Consider the following 16,497-nt stretch of genomic DNA (forward strand, 5'->3'; position numbering starts at 1 on the left):
TTTTATTTTTTAGCAGCAGCTATTTTACTGATAATTCCAAATGAGAAAATCTTGCTTTCTTGCTGAATATATTCATAAATAGCGATTGCCTTTCCTGAAAAATCATAATTTTCAACAATAGAAAATTTTACTAAAAAATCTCCAAATAATTCTAATTGATTCCAATCTAAATGACATCGAACTAAGAGTGTAATTAAATCTTTTTCGTCAAGACTGACCAAAGTTTCAACGCTTAATCCAAAATTTTTAAGGTCATTATCCATTAGACTAGTGTCTTCGACATTCCAAAACTTAGGCAAAAATCCTATCGACATTAATACTTTAAGCACATTGTCTATTCGAGTACTTTCTTCGTCTCGTAGTCCTTTGTTTAGCATAATTTCATTTTTCGTTTCCTGCAAGATATTAAATCCCAGTTATAAATGATATTTTTCCACAACACTATGTCTAGCATGATTTAAGAATATCTTTTTATCACTCGCTCTTTTACAAAATAAAAATTGTGAGCATCTTTTATTCTTCTGAATATAAAGAACAAAACGGGCAGTGAATAATATAAAAAACCCATGCACATTGCTACATAAGGCTTTTCCATGATTAATCCACTGGATTTAATTTTATCAAAATAGTGTACTTTTTGTAAAAACTCGGGTGTAAGACCTAGTTTAGGCACTATCCCATTTCCTAATGCTACTCCGGCAAGTAAAACGCAATACAATATGGTTCGTACAACTGATTTTACTATTTCTTTTATTCGAACTTCATCACTAACATTTGAGAAAGCAAATCGCATTCGATTTAAAACTGTCAGCAAATAAATATAAAAAAGATTAGTTGAAATTACCGAATTATTAAAACTATATGCAAAGAGACCAAACATTGGAAAAAAGACCAAAATGGAATATCTCTTTGGTAATACAGCCATAAAAACTCCCGAATTAACCATTATAAATTCAAAAGCAACTAATACTGCAAAATCATTTATCAAACTAACATTATACTCTTCGGGATGAATCCAAACTAATAAAAAAACGCTCGCATAATAAGCATAGAATCCATATTCTATAAAAGAAAATGGCGAGTTTCTATGTAAGTTTATGTTTGCGAACATTTATTTTCTATATTCTTTCACAGATTTCAAATAAACTAATACATAGTCTATTCCTAAACTTGTTTTTTTAGTTTTCAATCGCAGTTTACAGCATCAATTATCGAAACTATAAACTGCGATTGAGTACTATAAACTAAACGCTAGTTACCGTATTCTTTTACAGCATCAATAAATGCTTTTGCGTGATCTACTGGGATATGTGGTAAAATCCCATGACCTAAATTTACAACATATTTATCTTTTCCGAACTCATCAATCATTTCATGTACCATTTTTTTAATGGTTGGAATTGGTGAAAGCAATCTTGATGGATCAAAGTTTCCTTGTAGTGTAATGTTTCCTCCAGACAAGTAACGAGCATTTCTTGCTGAACATGTCCAGTCAACTCCTAATGCCGAAGCACGGCTTTTACCCATTTCGCCTAAAGCAAACCAACATCCTTTTCCGAAAACAATTACCGGAGCATCATCAGCCAAAGCTTCAACAATCTGGTTCATGTATTTCCATGAAAACTCTTGATAATCAACAGGAGAAAGCATTCCTCCCCAAGAATCAAAAATCTGAACAGCATCAACTCCTGCTTTTACCTTTTCTTTTAAGTATAAAATAGTGGTGTCTGTAATTTTTTGTAACAATGTATGTGCTGCTGCTGGGTTTGAAAAACAAAATCCTTTAGCAATATCAAAACTTTTAGATCCTCTTCCTTCTACAGCATAACAGAAAATTGTCCAAGGAGAACCTGCAAAACCAATCAAAGGCACCTCATCATTCAGCATTTCCTTTGTTAATTTAATCGCATCCATAACATAACCAAGACTTTCTTGAATGTCTGGTATATATACTCTCTGAACATCCTGCATCGTACGAATAGGATTTGGTAAAAACGGACCAAAGTTCTCTTTCATCAATACTTCTATTCCCATTGCTTGTGGAACTACTAAGATATCTGAAAACAAGATTGCAGCATCTGGAGCAATACGACGAATTGGCTGTACAGTTATTTCTGCAGCTAATTCTGGAGTTTGACAACGAGTGAAAAAATCATATTTATCACGCAAAGCGATAAATTCTGGCAAGTATCTTCCTGCCTGACGCATCATCCAAACTGGTGGACGTTGAACTGTTTCTCCTCTTAGTGCTTTTAAAAATAAGTCGTTTTTTAACATTGTTTCTATTTGCGTTATGCTTTAAGCCACAAGCTTTAAGCGTTTTTATTTGTTTTTGCTTATAGCATAAAGCTTACTGCTTATCGCTATAATGGTTTATACATTGAATAATCGTATTTTCTATCGTTGGATAATTTGCGATTACTATATTTTTGGTGATATTCTCTAATGCTTCGGCTGTTGTATCGCCAATGCAAAAGCAAATTTCATTCTTAATCTGATTGTCTTTTAAGTAACTTTCTATTCCAGATGGACTGTAAAACAAGATTCCATCTACAGCTGAGTTAATTTTTTGAGGTGTTAAAGTAGTTTCATATACTTTGATCTCATTGAATTTTATTTTTGCCTCTTTTAAAGCTTCTGGCAATGTGTCTCGACGTAAATTTCCACTAAAAAAAGTATAGCTTTCATTGGCATAAATCAAAGTGATTATTTCAGCCAAATCAGCTGCGTAACCTGTATAAGCAATTACATCAAAACCATTTTCTGTTAGTAATGCTTTGGTTTTTAATCCAACACAAAATACTTTTTTACTTTTTAAAGCTTCTACATCCGAATATTCTAAAATACTATGTACAGCATTCTGACTTGTAAATATCAGATTGTCATTTATTTGATTTAATTCGAAAGGCGTTTTTTCTGTAGCGATAAAATCTGCTTCAACTACACTAAAATTGGCATTGAGCAAATATTGTTTCTGATTGCCTAAAAGTTTTTTGGTTGAAAGTATGCGAATGTCTTTACCCATTTTTCAAACTTTCTTTAATCGTTTTCATTAATTCTGCTCCGCCATTCTCTAGAATTTCCTTTGCCATATTAAATCCTAGTTTCTTCCATTCTTCAATTGGAACAATCTTATCAATCTCGATTTTTATTTTTCCGTCTAATGAGAACAAAGCTCCTTGAAAGTGTAAGGTATCTTCTTCGTCATTATAGGTTACTAAAGATCCTATTGGTGCAGTACAACCTCCTTCTAAAGTTCTTAAAAACTGACGTTCGATATAAGTAACTATTTCAGTTTCGATGTCATTAAGTTGGGTAAGAGCATCCAAGGCAAAATTATCATTCTCCATTGCTACAACTACCATTGCCCCTTGAGCTGGTGCTGGAATCATCCAATCCAGATTAATATAATGTTCTGGTTTCAAACAGATTCTTTCTAGTCCTGCTGCTGCAAAAACGGCTCCACTCCAATCACTTGCATTTAACTTTTGCATGCGTGTATTTACGTTTCCACGCAAATCGACTACTTTATGATTCGGGTATTTATTTAACCATTGTGCCTGACGACGCAAACTTCCTGTTGCAATTGTCGCTGACTCATTTAAGAAATCAAGATTCCCTTTATGAACTAAAATATCCAATGAATTGGCTCTTTCCAGAACAGCTGCTTGAACAATTCCTTTAGGCAAAGCCGTAGGAACATCTTTCATAGAGTGCACCGCAATATCTATTTCGCCATTAATCATGGCAATATCTAAAGTTTTGGTAAAAATTCCGGTGATACCAAGTTCATAAAGCGGTTTATCAAGTAGTATATCACCTTGTGATTTTACCGCAATAATTTTGGTTTTATACCCTAAGTCGTTTAGTTTTTTCTCAACCGTATGTGCTTGCCAAAGGGCCAATTCACTATCTCGGGTACCTATTCTGATAATTTTGTCTGCCATTCTTGTTTTTTAAACCGTTGGTCTAACTTAAAACCATATAAATTATTTAAGCTTGGTGCAGCAAAATCTTGCTACTCTTTATATTAACTTAAATTACCTATATGGTTTTAAATATATTTGATTCTCTTAATCTCTTAATGGTTCAATCCCTTTTTAAGAGCTTATTTTAAACACTTTTTCAATCCATTCAATACTCTCATCTACCATTGTATCATCATCTTTTAAGTGATTGGCAAAATGTGTTGTAATTTTCTGAATGATTCTTGCGCTGATAATTTCAGCTTGTTCTTCGTTAAAATCAGCTATTTTTTTACTTTGAAAATCTAATTCTGAATTTTTTATTGCGTTCAGTTTTTCTTTCAAAGCATTGATAGTAGGTGCAAATTTTCTCCCTTTTGTCCAGGTTACAAATTCTTCCTTAATTTCTTCGATGATTGCTTCGGCTGCAGGAATGTGTTTCTTGCGGTTTTCTAATGTTTCATCTGTTAACTGTGACAAGTAATCCATGTGAATTAATGTAACACCTTCCAGTTCTTCTACATTTTCATTCACATTCTTAGGAATTGATAAATCTAAAATCAATAATGGTTTTTTAAGATTTAGGATTGCTTTATCAACTGTAGGGTTTTGGGCGCCTGTTGCAACAACTACAACATCGGCTTTTTGTAATTCAAGATGTAGCTCTGAATAATCTTTTACAATTAGATTTAATTTTCCAGCTAGTTTTTCGGCTTTGTCTTTAGTACGGTTTATTAAAGTGATATGTTCGTTTTTAGTATGTTTCACTAAATTCTCACATGTATTTCTACCTATCTTACCTGTACCAAATAACAAGATGTTCTTGTTACCGATATCTTCAACGTTTTTTATAATATATTGAACCGAAGCAAAAGATACCGAAGTGGCACCTGAACTTATTTCGGTTTCATTTTTGATTTTTTTACTAGCCTGAATCACTGCATTTACTAATCTTTCGATAAAAGTATTTGCCAAACCAAAAGATTTTGATTGTGTGAAGCTCGTTTTTATTTGAGCAATAATTTCAAAGTCTCCTAGGATCTGACTATCTAAACCAGTTCCTACTCTAAAGAGATGATTAATTGCTTCATGATTTTTATATACGAAACCTACTCTTTGAAATTCTTCAATAGAACCATTACTGTTTTCGCAAATCAATTTTATAAGTTGAAAAGGGTGCTCAGCAAAACCGTATATTTCGGTACGGTTACAAGTAGATGTAACTATTAAGCTTTCAATTCCCTCATTTTTGGCTTGTTCCAATAGGCGCGTTTTTGCATCTACGTCTAAACTGAACTTACCTCTAATCGCAGCATCAGCTTTTTTATAGCTCAGTCCAACTGAATAAAAATAGTGATGTTTCGATACGTTATTATTTTCCATAAATACCCTTATCATAAAAGTGCAACAAAATTATCATTATAGTATTTATAAAAGTAACGCTCAAAGTACTATTTGTGTCGCTATGTGTTTTTTTAATTCTAATTGATTGTAATTATGCAAAAAACGTTATTTTTGCAGCAAAATCAAGTCTTTCGAAATGTTTTATTTAGAGTTGTTCTAAATAAGAATTTGGATCAACTTTCATTTTTAACAAAAAAAAATATCGCTATGAGTTCTCAAGAAATTATAAAAATTGAAGACGACTTTACGCTTATACGTTTTCAAAATGACAGTCCAGAGGTATTTAATGCGCAACGAGAAATCGGTAGTGGCCTGATACAGTTTCACTTTGGTATAAAAGGAAAAGCAAAATTCCTATTCAATCAAGGCAATTATGCATTAGAACTACAAGAAGAAAAATCATTGCTTTTGTACAATCCTCAAAAAGAATTGCCTCTTCATTTAGAGCTCGATCCTAATTCATGGGTTATATCAGTGATTATTTCTATTAAGAAATTTCATGCATTATTCTCAACTGAAGCCGATTACATTACTTTTTTGAGTGCTGACAACAAGGATAAAAAATATTATAACGAAGGAAATATTAGCCCATCGATGGCAATTGTACTAAGTCAACTATTTCATTATAATCTACATCCATCTATAAAAAACTTGTATTACAAAGGCAAAGGCTACGAGTTATTAAGTTTATACTTTAATAGAACTGAAGATCCAAATGCTGAACAATGTCCTTTTTTAATTGATGAAGACAATGTTTTAAAAATACGAAAAGCCAAAGAAATCATTATTGCTAACATGGCCGAACCGCCAGGATTACAAGAGCTAGCAGATGAAATTGGTCTGAATTTGAAAAAACTCAAAATGGGTTTCAAGCAAATTTACGGAGATACTGTTTATGGTTTTTTATTTGATTACAAAATGGATTATGCTCGAAAATTACTTGACAGCGGTTCTTATAATGTAAACGAAGTAGGTTTAAAAATAGGATATAGTACTGGGAGTCACTTTATTGCCGCTTTCAAAAAGAAATTTGCAACAACTCCTAAAAAATATTTGATGTCGATTAACACTAATATTTAAAATCAATATCAATTTTATATATCAAACAATAATTAAAAAATAGTTAATCACAATTTATCAAAAAGTAAGAATCTATATTTTTACCAAAAATTTCAACAAACTAACGCTTAAGCCTAAAGCTTAAAGCCTAAAGCAATAAAAATTACAATGAAAGGTGTATTATTAGTAAATCTAGGTTCCCCCGAAAGTCCAACTCCAAAAGACGTAAAACCATATTTAGATGAATTTTTAATGGATAAATACGTAATTGATGTTCCGTATTTATTAAGAGCATTACTAATTCGTGGAATCATCTTAAGAAAAAGACCTGAAGAATCGGCGCATGCATACGAAAAGATTTGGTGGGATGAAGGTTCTCCACTAGTAGTGCTATCTGAAAGAATGCAAAAAAAGGTACAACCTATGGTGGATGTTCCTGTTTCATTGGCAATGCGTTATGGTAGCATGACCATCGAAAAAGGGCTACAAGAATTACATGACAAAGGAGTTACCGAAGTATTACTTTTTCCTTTGTACCCACAATACGCAATGGCATCTACATTGACCATTTTAGTAAAAGCTGAGGAAATTCGTAAGAAGAAGTTTCCGAACATGAAAATAACAGATGTTCCTGCCTTTTATAACAAACCTGATTACATAAAGAATTTAGCTGATTCTATGAAAAACCACCTAAATGGTTTTGAATACGACCAACTTGTTTTTTCTTATCACGGAATTCCTGAGCGTCATGTACGTAAAACGGACAAAACAAAATCACATAAAAAATTCATAACCAACGAAATGTGTTGTGAAGTTGGTACTCCACAAGCTGAATTTTGCTATAGAACACATTGTTACGAAACGACTCGCTTAGTTGTGGAGCAATTAGGAATCCCGAAAGATAAATATTGTGTTACTTTCCAGTCAAGATTAGCGGGCGATAAATGGCTTGAACCATATACCGACATTGAAATCAACAAAATGCCATCCAAAGGAATCAAGAAAATTGCAGTTGTAACTCCTGCATTTGTTACTGATTGTTTAGAAACTCTTGAAGAAATCGCTATGCGTGCCAAAGAAGATTTTCAAGAAAATGGTGGCGAAGATTTCCTTGCAATTCCATGTTTGAATGATGATGACGAATGGTGTGTAACTGTAAGTAATTGGATTAAAGACTGGGCAAAATAAAAACTAGTAAACTCTTTTAGATACGTTTTATGGAATATTACAACTACCTGAAATCACTTCACCTCATCTTTGTAATCACTTGGTTTGCAGGATTGTTTTATATCGTTCGCTTATTTGTTTATCAAATAGAAGCAAATGACAAACCATCTCCAGAAAAAGAAATTTTGCAAAAGCAATACAAGATAATGACATATAGATTGTGGTACATTATCACCTGGCCCTCAGCAGTATTGGCAAGTTTTTTTGCTTTTTGGATGTTGTTTTTTACTGATTTAGGAAAGTCTTGGCTACAAATGCCTTGGATGCACGTAAAGCTTTGTTTTGTATTTTTATTATATTTATATCACGGAAAATGCCATCAAATATTTAAGCAATTGCAAAACGACAATGTAAAATACACCACTAATTTCATGCGTTTGTGGAATGAAGGAGCAACGATAATCTTGTTCTCAGTAGTATTTTTGGTTGTTTTAAAAAATGCTGTAAACTGGATTTATGGCGTAATCGGAATTATACTATTCTCGGTTTTAATCATGCTTGGTTTTCAATTTTATAAAAGAATACGAGAGAAAAAATAATTTCTCAGTCGTAGTATTCGGTCTTATAGTAAGCTGCAAACTACCTCTGTAAACTAGAAAAAATGCTCAACAACTTCAAAATGTCAATGCTTTCGCTGCGTGTTAGGATATTCCTTTCGATGATTCTATTGATTGTTGTTGCTTCTGTTTTACTAGCTTCAATTTCTATTATCCAATTTAAGAATGAAGCCAAAGAATACCATCAAGAACGGTTGGAACGCAAAGAAAACGCGGTTAAAGAGCACATCAACTATGTTTTATCTACAACGACCTATCCTTTAAAAACGGCGAACCTAGATTTAATTTTTAAGGATAAGATTCATGAATTAGCCCAAATTCATAATATCGAAATTAACATTTACAGTCTTAAAGGCGAACTACTTAAATCATCCAAAGAGTCATTTGCTGTTGATAAAGTTTCTCCTCCAATCCCCGAATACATCTTAAAACTAGTACGTTCTTCTATCGAGAAACGTTTTGTAGATATTAAAACTCAAGATGGTGTAAAAAATCGTTCTTCTTATAGTTTGATCAAAGATGAAAAATTCAAGCCTCTTGGAATTTTAAACTTACCGTATATAGAAGATGATGGTTATTATGAAAATGAACTAAACACGTTCTTAATTCGTTTGGGTCAAGTATATTCATTTATGCTTATTGTAGCATTTGCGTTAGCTTATTTCTTATCAACCTACATCACCAAATCATTAAAAACTATTTCGGATAAGCTAAGCGAAACCAATCTGAATCAGAAAAACGAAAAGATTGTTTTAGAGGCCAGCAGCAAAGAGATTAACTTCTTAATCAAGTCTTACAACGGAATGGTTGAAAAACTTGAGAAAAGTGCGATAAAACTAGCTCAAAGCGAACGAGAAGAAGCTTGGCGAGAAATGGCAAAACAAGTAGCACACGAAATCAAAAATCCGCTTACACCAATGCGTTTGACGGTACAGAGTTTTCAAAGAAAATTTGACCCTACTGCCCCAGATGTTAAGCAAAAACTGAATGACTACTCCGAGACATTAATTCAGCAAATAGACACTATGACCGCTGTGGCTTCGGCATTTTCAAATTTTGCCTCTATGCCTGCACAACAAAACGAAACATTAAATGTGGTAGAAGTTGTAGAGCTATCGTTGGACATCTTTAACGAAGAATATCTTGTTTTTCAGAGCGATGAAGAGGAAATTATTTCCAAAATGGATCGAACACAACTAATTCGAATTATTACCAATTTGGTTAAAAATGCAACACAAGCTATTCCTGAAATTCAACAAAACAAATCGATTTTAGTAACTGTCAAAAGACAAGGTGATAATGTTGAAATTGCTGTAAAAGACAACGGAATAGGAATACAAAAGCAAGATGTTGATCGTGTTTTTGAACCAAAATTCACTACTAAGAATAGCGGAATGGGTCTTGGCCTCGGAATTATAAAAAACATCATCGAAAATTATAAAGGAACAATTACCTTTGAAACAGAATACGGTAAAGGAACTACATTTACAGTTACATTACCAATTACAAACTCATAAACAACTGTATCATGAACTACGAAAACATACTAATTACAATCGAAGGGAAGATTGCAACTATTACAATTAATCGTCCAACTAAACTTAATGCTTTAAACAAAGAGACAATTAATGATTTACAAAAGGCTTTTAAATTATTAGCAAAAAACAATGATGTTCGTGTGATTGTTTTAACTGGAAGTGGAGAAAAAGCTTTTGTAGCTGGTGCTGATATATCTGAATTTGCTAATTATACTATCGAAGAAGGAACTGCTCTAGCAGCTGAAGGTCAAGAGAAGTTATTTGATTTTATCGAAAACCTAAAGAAACCTGTTATTGCTGCAGTTAATGGTTTTGCTCTTGGTGGCGGATTAGAATTAGCAATGGCTTGCCATTTCAGAATTGCATCTGACAATGCAAAAATGGGATTACCAGAAGTTTCTCTAGGTCTTATACCTGGCTATGGAGGAACACAGCGTTTACCTCAACTTATTGGTAAAGGCCGTGCAATGGAAATGATTATGACTGCAGGAATGCTTAACGCTGAGGAAGCCAAACAATACGGATTGGTTAATCATGTAGTGCCTCAGGCTGAACTTATTGCTTATTGCAACGGTATTGCAGAAAAGATAATCAAGAATGCTCCAATAGCTATTTCTAAAGCAATCAAAGCGATAAACGCTAATTATAAAGATGGCAAAAATGGTTATGACGTAGAAATAAAATCATTCGGAAAATGCTTTGGAACAAAAGACTTTATCGAAGGAACTACTGCATTTTTAGAAAAAAGAAAAGCAGTTTTTACTGGAAAATAGCGTTTGTAAACGCAAAGTACGCAAAACTTCTCTGATTTTTTCTAGCGTTCATTGCGCAAATCTTTGCGAGCCTTGCGGTTAAACAAATTATAATATTAAAACAACATTATGTCTTACGAACCTGTATTAAACGAATTTTGGCAAAAAGTAAAGGAAAGTATCCTAAGCGGTACTTTTGCTAAACTAACATTAGCCAAAACGATAGGTGACACCGAATTGAAAAACATTTATATTCGTCTTGTTATCAACGAAGACAATACTTATGGTGTATCGCTAACTGCACGTTATAAAACTGAAGAAATAGAAAGTTTCCACACACTTGACGAGTCTTTTATTGTGCTAGCTCCATACATCAAAAACCCATTTTTAACTGCTCTATTATTCACAACCGAAGCTGATGTTACTTTTAAAGTAAACAAAAAGAATGTAGGAAGTATCATTGAGCAAGCACCAACCTTTAAAAACGCATCTCCTGTAATGCTTGAGATGATTGAAAAAGGCATTGTGTAGTTACTAACAAAATTATCATTTTAAACCTAAACCCATAAAATTACCAAATGAAAACTACTGTAACATCTTTATTTTTGATGGCATCTCTTTTAATGAGTACAGCAATTTTTGCTCAAAGTACTATGAAAGAATATAAAGCCGGACATATTTTTAATATAAGTCTACCTGATTATATGGGTAAAACTGCCGACTTAAACAGCTCTGCAGCGATACAGTACAAAAACGAAGTAAAAGATATTTACGGAATAGTTATTTTTGACACCAAAGAAGAATTGAAACTTCTTGATATGAATTATACCTCTGTTGCTGATTTTTATGAAGATTTCATTAAAGACTTTTTAAAAGATGAAGAAAAGAGAAACGTATCAAAATCTAAAGCAACTAAAAAAGGCGACATTAATTTCATAGAGGCTGATGCAAGCTATTTTGACAAAGAAATAAACAATAGCATTTACTACTTTGTTGGGATTGTAGAAACAAAAAGTGCTTATTACAAAGTCTTATCTTGGTCATCTCTAGAGGACAAAGACAAATACAAAGCCGATTTCCAAAAAATACTTTATAGTATTAAAGAATAAAAAAAGAGCCAAAGTTTAATCGATTAAACTTTGGCTCTTTTCTTTTACCGAATAATTCAATGTTGTTTAAATACTCCATTTCCACAATACAGCACTGAAACTGAAAACTGAATCCTACTTCACCCCTTCCCACTCCGCATAAAATTGAGAAAGAAACGTTTCCATAAAACGGTGTCTTTCAGCAGCGATTTGTCTTCCTGTATCGGTATTCATTTTATCTTTTAACAACAACAGTTTTTCATAGAAATGATTAATTGTTGGTGCTTTATTATTTTTATACTCTTCTTTAGTCATATTTGTTATTGGCGCAATAGAAGGATCATAAAGCGTTCTATCCTTAAATCCTCCATAATTAAATGCTCTTGCCACTCCAATAGCTCCAATAGCATCCAATCGATCTGCGTCTTGTACAACATCTAACTCTATTGAACTAAACTTCTTTTCAAAATTACCTCCTTTGTATGATATGTTTTCGATAATCTTAACAACATGTGCTATAATATCTTCTGAAACATTCTCCGATTCTAGAAACAAACGGGCAGTTCTAGGTCCGATAGTCTCGTCTCCATTATGAAACTTACTATCTGCAATATCGTGTAATAAAGCTCCCAATTTAACCACTGTAACATCACAAGGAGTGTTTTTAGCAATTAAAAGTGCATTTTTATATACTCGTTCAATATGAAACCAATCATGCCCTCCTTCAGCATCATTTAGCTTCTCTTTTACAAAAGTGATGGTCTTATTAATAATCTCGTTGTGAATCATGGCTATATATGAAAAAAAATGTTGATTGCGAGAACTTTAAAGTCTCAACAATCAACATATATTTATTAATTTTTTAAGGCGATCTGTATATTACAATCTAGCAGGTTCTACCCATTTAAAAATATGTGATTCTTGAGGAATAACCAATCTTTCCGAAATTTTCGCCATTCTTCCAGGTAATTTCATCAAATAGTCACGGGCTTTTTCAGCTTCATCAGTAAGTCCACCAATTTTATCAATTTCCCATTTGTTAATTAACTTTTGCATGATATCAACATAATCACTAGCGGTGTAAACTCCGATACGTTGTGCTGAATCTGAAAATTGTTCAAAAGCGGTACTTATTTTTTGTCCCGATTCTCTAAGGAAATGTGCAGGCATAACGATTTTTGCTTTCATCATGTATTGAAAAGCAAGCATCATTTCACTAGGATCTACTTGAAAAATACGAGTAACAAATTCGCTATATGCATGGTGATGACGCATTTCGTCACCTGCAATCATTTTACACATTTTAGACAATTTATTATCTCCATATTTCTTAGCCATTTGTGCTACTCTGTTATGTGAAACATAAGTTGCTAGCTCTTGAAAACTAGTGTATACAAAGTTTTTATATGGATCACTTCCTGTTCCAATATCAAAACCATCGTTGATTAAATGCTGTGTAGTCATTTCTATCTCACGCATGTTTACACGACCTGATAAATACAAATATTTGTTTAGTAAATCACCATGACGGTTTTCTTCACCTGTCCACTGTCTGATCCATTTAGACCATCCATTTCCACCATTTTCAACTTGATTGATACCTTCTACATCCATTAACCATGATTCATAAGTAGGTAAAGCTTCTTCGGTAATAGTATCCCCTACTAAAGTTACCCAAAAATCGTATGGTAACTCTTTAGCAATTTCGCGTAGCTCTTTTACTTCTTCAAAAAAAGTATCTTTTTCTGAATTAGGTAAAAAATCTGACGGCTGCCAAATTTTCTCAACAGGTATTAAATACTGTTCAACGAAGCTGTCCACGTTTTTCTCTAAAAACTGCATTACTTCTAATCGAATGTTCTTTATAGACATTTTATATAATTTAAATTTTAATTCCTTCTACTACAGCCTTTTCCGTATTCTCCATTATCGTAGCAAAATCATAATCTTTCACTGCTAACGGTTTATGAATGGTAAAGGTAAGATGATTTCCTAAACCCACAGGGAAAAAACCAAATTTTACCATTTTCCATGAGTTATTAATACTAACTGGTACAACATATGCAGATGGTGCATATTTGCATAATATCTTCAAGCCGCTTTGTGCAAATTCCTTAGGTTTTCCGGTTTTACTCCTAGTGCCTTCTGGGAAGATTACGGCAGCACGTTTGTATTTTTCAATATATTCAGACATTCCTTTGATTACTGGAATGGCTTGTTTAGGGTCTTTTCTATCAATTAGGACTGAACCTCCATGGCGTAAATTATAAGATACACTTGGTATTCCAGAACCTAACTCTTTCTTACTTACAAATTTACAATGAAAACGGCGTAAATACCAAATCATTGCCACAATATCGTACATGCTTTGGTGATTTGAAACAAAAATGATGGGAACTCCTTCAGGAATCAATTCTCTATTCTCAAATTTATAGGTTGTCCCTACAAGGTTAGTACATTTTACCAAAAAGAAATTGAGATAGTCAACACTTTTTTTATGCGCTTGGTAGCCAAAAACATTAAGACAAACCCATTGAATTGGATGGAAGATTGCTAAACAAAATCCAAAACACAAATAATAAATAACGGATATGGGGTACGAAATAAGTTTTTGCATGCTTAAAAAATTAGCTGCAAAAGTAATAAATATATTTTTAGCTCTAATTAAATCGTAAATAATAATAGGTTTGTTGTTAAATTGTACCTTTGTTGCATAATCCACAGTATTTTCCTAAAACAAAAGATGAGCTTTACATACCCAAAAAACGAACGACTAAAAAGCAAAACAATAATTGGACTACTCTTTTCCGAAGGGAAATCAGTTTCTAAATATCCGTTGCGATTGGTTTATTATTCAGGAGGTTTGGAGGAAAATGAGAAAATTAAAATGGGTGTTTCGGTATCCAAAAAATATTTCAAAAAAGCTGTTGACCGCAATTACTTCAAACGTGTTTTACGCGAAACGTATAGATTAAACAAACATATTTTGCTTGATAATTTAGACAAGCCTTATTCGTTTATGCTCTTTTATCAAACAAAAGACAGGTTGTCTTATGACGAAATCAATACTAAAACGATTCAATTGTTTGAAAAATTTTTACTTCAGCTAAATCCAAATCCTGCTCCTGAGGCTAAAACAGATTTACAAAACGATACTATTCAATAGTTTTTGTCTTTCTAAAACGTGTTTCCTCATAGACCCGCGTTAATGTTGCTGAATTATTCTTATTTTAGTACTCTGAAATTTAAGATAACTCACAAACATGGTCACGTTTTTCAAAAAAAAAATTATAATTCCAATTGTTGCAGCTGCATTTTTATTCATTGGAACCAGTTTCAAAGATGACTTCTTTGAAATTGCCAAACAAATAGAAATCTTCACAACCTTATTTAAAGCCGTTAACACTAATTATGTAGACGAAACCAATCCTGGTGATCTAATGGACAAAGCCATTAAGAGCATGTTGGGTAGTTTAGATCCTTACACTGTTTACTTCAATGAGCAAGATGTTATCAATTTTAAAATTAATAATACTGGAGAATATACTGGAATTGGTGCTTTGATTACCCGAAAAGCCGATCGATTAATCATAAAAGAACAATATAAAGATTATCCTGCCGATAAAGCTGGACTTAAGGCTGGTGATGAAATTATTCAAATTGGTGATGTCTTAATTGCTGACTTTAAAGATGATGCTTCGCAATTATTAAAAGGAGCCAAAAACACCAAAATTGCAGTAAAATATCTCCGTCAAGGAAAAACAAATACTACTGATATTGTTCTAGATGAAGTAGATATTAAATCGGTTCCTTTCTTTGGTAAAATAGATGATAAAACGGGGTATATCGTTTTGGCTCATTTTAGCCGTAAAGCTTCTGCCGAAACACAAAACGCATTAGAACAACTTAAACGTGACGGTGCTACACAGATTGTTTTGGATTTGAGAGGAAACCCTGGTGGACTTCTTAATGAAGCAGTAAATATTTGCAATCTTTTTGTGCCAAAAAATGAAGTTATTGTAACTACAAAATCAAGAATCGAAAAACACAACAATACTTATAAAACTACCAAAGAGCCTATAGATACACAGATTCCGCTAGCAATTTTAGTTAATGGAAGAAGCGCTTCGGCATCTGAGATTGTTTCGGGGGCATTACAGGATTTAGACCGTGCCGTTGTTCTGGGTAGCCGCAGTTTTGGAAAAGGTTTAGTTCAACGTTCTGTTGATCTTACTTATGGAACGCAATTAAAGGTTACTATTTCTCGCTATTATACTCCTTCTGGAAGATGCATTCAGGCATTAGACTATGCTCATAAAGATAAAAATGGGGTGGCTACAAAAACTGATGCTAAAAACTTTAATGCTTTTAAAACCAGAAAAGGCAGAACTGTTTATGATGGTGGTGGCGTTATGCCAGATATTGAATTGGATGAAACCAAATTGAGCCCTATTACCAATGCTTTATTAAAAAACGACGGTATATTTGACTATGCAACAAGTTACTACTATAAAAACCCTAATCTAGGAACCCAAGTTCCGAACTTAACTGATGCTGATTACAATAGCTTTAAACAATTTTTGAAAACGAATAAAATCACATTTGACACTGAAACTGAAGTAGCACTGAAAAACACTTTGACCGCTGCCAAGAAAGAAAAAATAGACGAGACTATTACTGCTGAATATCAGCAATTACTGAATGCTCTGGAGAAAAGCGAAACTACTTTGCTTGACAAAAATCAAAAAGAAATTAAGAATCTAATTTTAGAAGAGTTAATAAAAAGATACCAATATCAAGAAGGTTTGTATCGATATTATATTAAAAACAATTCTGAGATTAAAAAAGCCGTTGGCATTTTAAACAATCAAACAGAATATAAGTCTATCTTAAAAATGTAATACTAA

18 protein-coding genes are annotated in these 16,497 nt (G+C 32.9%); 9 read left to right on the plus strand and 9 right to left on the minus strand.

Annotated features, from left to right (window positions below; genetic code table 11):
- Window positions 1–2: 2 nt before the first annotated feature.
- From LNQ49_RS12110 to hemA, 6 genes are all read right to left on the minus strand, one after another.
- Entirely contained in the window at window positions 3–377 is a 375-nt protein-coding gene (locus LNQ49_RS12110; protein WP_229989121.1) for a hypothetical protein, read from the minus strand.
- Window positions 378–457: 80 nt separating this feature from the next.
- Window positions 458–1,111 carry a hypothetical protein gene (locus LNQ49_RS12115; protein WP_229989122.1) on the minus strand — a complete coding sequence of 218 codons (654 nt, stop codon included), beginning with the start codon at window positions 1,109–1,111 and terminating at the stop codon, window positions 458–460.
- A gap of 140 nt (window positions 1,112–1,251) precedes the next feature.
- On the minus strand, window positions 1,252–2,277 hold the full coding sequence (gene hemE, locus LNQ49_RS12120) for a uroporphyrinogen decarboxylase (protein WP_229989124.1): 1,026 nt from the start codon (window positions 2,275–2,277) through the stop codon (window positions 1,252–1,254).
- Window positions 2,278–2,350: 73 nt separating this feature from the next.
- On the minus strand, window positions 2,351–3,025 hold the full coding sequence (locus LNQ49_RS12125; protein WP_229989126.1) for a uroporphyrinogen-III synthase: 675 nt from the start codon (window positions 3,023–3,025) through the stop codon (window positions 2,351–2,353).
- Window positions 3,018–3,947 carry a hydroxymethylbilane synthase gene (gene hemC / locus LNQ49_RS12130; protein ID WP_229989127.1) on the minus strand — a complete coding sequence of 310 codons (930 nt, stop codon included), beginning with the start codon at window positions 3,945–3,947 and terminating at the stop codon, window positions 3,018–3,020. The genes LNQ49_RS12125 and hemC overlap by 8 nt, the downstream gene beginning before the upstream one ends.
- Window positions 3,948–4,100: 153 nt before the next feature.
- On the minus strand, window positions 4,101–5,348 hold the full coding sequence (gene hemA, locus LNQ49_RS12135; protein ID WP_229989128.1) for a glutamyl-tRNA reductase: 1,248 nt from the start codon (window positions 5,346–5,348) through the stop codon (window positions 4,101–4,103).
- A gap of 228 nt (window positions 5,349–5,576) precedes the next feature.
- Here hemA and LNQ49_RS12140 point away from each other — a divergent pair, with 228 nt between their 5' ends.
- The 7 genes from LNQ49_RS12140 (at window position 5,577) to LNQ49_RS12170 (ending at window position 11,611) form a co-directional block, all read left to right on the plus strand.
- On the plus strand, window positions 5,577–6,449 hold the full coding sequence (locus LNQ49_RS12140; RefSeq protein ID WP_229989129.1) for an AraC family transcriptional regulator: 873 nt from the start codon (window positions 5,577–5,579) through the stop codon (window positions 6,447–6,449).
- Window positions 6,450–6,596: 147 nt separating this feature from the next.
- Complete coding sequence (gene hemH, locus LNQ49_RS12145) at window positions 6,597–7,616, plus strand: ferrochelatase (protein WP_229989130.1); 1,020 nt, start codon at window positions 6,597–6,599, stop codon at window positions 7,614–7,616.
- A 29-nt stretch (window positions 7,617–7,645) separates the two neighbouring features.
- Window positions 7,646–8,194, plus strand: coding sequence for a CopD family protein (locus tag LNQ49_RS12150; protein WP_229989131.1), 549 nt, complete (start codon window positions 7,646–7,648; stop codon window positions 8,192–8,194).
- 119 nt (window positions 8,195–8,313) lie between these two features.
- Window positions 8,314–9,729 carry an ATP-binding protein gene (locus LNQ49_RS12155; RefSeq protein WP_229991334.1) on the plus strand — a complete coding sequence of 472 codons (1,416 nt, stop codon included), beginning with the start codon at window positions 8,314–8,316 and terminating at the stop codon, window positions 9,727–9,729.
- Between the two features lie 11 nt (window positions 9,730–9,740).
- Window positions 9,741–10,523: an enoyl-CoA hydratase/isomerase family protein gene (locus LNQ49_RS12160; protein WP_229989133.1), complete on the plus strand. Its 783-nt coding sequence runs from the start codon at window positions 9,741–9,743 to the stop codon at window positions 10,521–10,523.
- A gap of 108 nt (window positions 10,524–10,631) precedes the next feature.
- Entirely contained in the window at window positions 10,632–11,033 is a 402-nt protein-coding gene (locus LNQ49_RS12165; RefSeq protein WP_229989134.1) for a hypothetical protein, read from the plus strand.
- Between the two features lie 47 nt (window positions 11,034–11,080).
- Window positions 11,081–11,611, plus strand: a complete 531-nt coding sequence (locus tag LNQ49_RS12170) for a hypothetical protein (protein ID WP_229989135.1) — start codon at window positions 11,081–11,083, stop codon at window positions 11,609–11,611.
- Between the two features lie 114 nt (window positions 11,612–11,725).
- Here the strand turns inward: LNQ49_RS12170 and LNQ49_RS12175 are convergent, their stop codons facing one another.
- The 3 genes from LNQ49_RS12175 to LNQ49_RS12185 form a co-directional block, all read right to left on the minus strand.
- Window positions 11,726–12,379 carry an HD domain-containing protein gene (locus LNQ49_RS12175; protein ID WP_229989136.1) on the minus strand — a complete coding sequence of 218 codons (654 nt, stop codon included), beginning with the start codon at window positions 12,377–12,379 and terminating at the stop codon, window positions 11,726–11,728.
- 90 nt (window positions 12,380–12,469) lie between these two features.
- Complete coding sequence (locus LNQ49_RS12180; protein WP_229989137.1) at window positions 12,470–13,462, minus strand: acyl-ACP desaturase; 993 nt, start codon at window positions 13,460–13,462, stop codon at window positions 12,470–12,472.
- A gap of 10 nt (window positions 13,463–13,472) precedes the next feature.
- The gene (locus tag LNQ49_RS12185) at window positions 13,473–14,207 is read right to left on the minus strand and encodes a lysophospholipid acyltransferase family protein (RefSeq protein WP_229989138.1); all 735 of its coding nucleotides are present in this window, start codon (window positions 14,205–14,207) and stop codon (window positions 13,473–13,475) included.
- 126 nt (window positions 14,208–14,333) lie between these two features.
- Here LNQ49_RS12185 and rnpA point away from each other — a divergent pair, with 126 nt between their 5' ends.
- Both rnpA and LNQ49_RS12195 read left to right on the plus strand, forming a co-directional pair.
- Window positions 14,334–14,756 carry a ribonuclease P protein component gene (rnpA, locus tag LNQ49_RS12190; RefSeq protein ID WP_229989139.1) on the plus strand — a complete coding sequence of 141 codons (423 nt, stop codon included), beginning with the start codon at window positions 14,334–14,336 and terminating at the stop codon, window positions 14,754–14,756.
- 97 nt (window positions 14,757–14,853) lie between these two features.
- Complete coding sequence (locus LNQ49_RS12195) at window positions 14,854–16,491, plus strand: S41 family peptidase (RefSeq protein WP_229989141.1); 1,638 nt, start codon at window positions 14,854–14,856, stop codon at window positions 16,489–16,491.
- Window positions 16,492–16,497 lie beyond the last annotated feature (6 nt).

It is taken from the genome of Flavobacterium pisciphilum (assembly GCF_020905345.1).
In the GTDB taxonomy this organism is placed as follows: domain Bacteria; phylum Bacteroidota; class Bacteroidia; order Flavobacteriales; family Flavobacteriaceae; genus Flavobacterium; species Flavobacterium pisciphilum.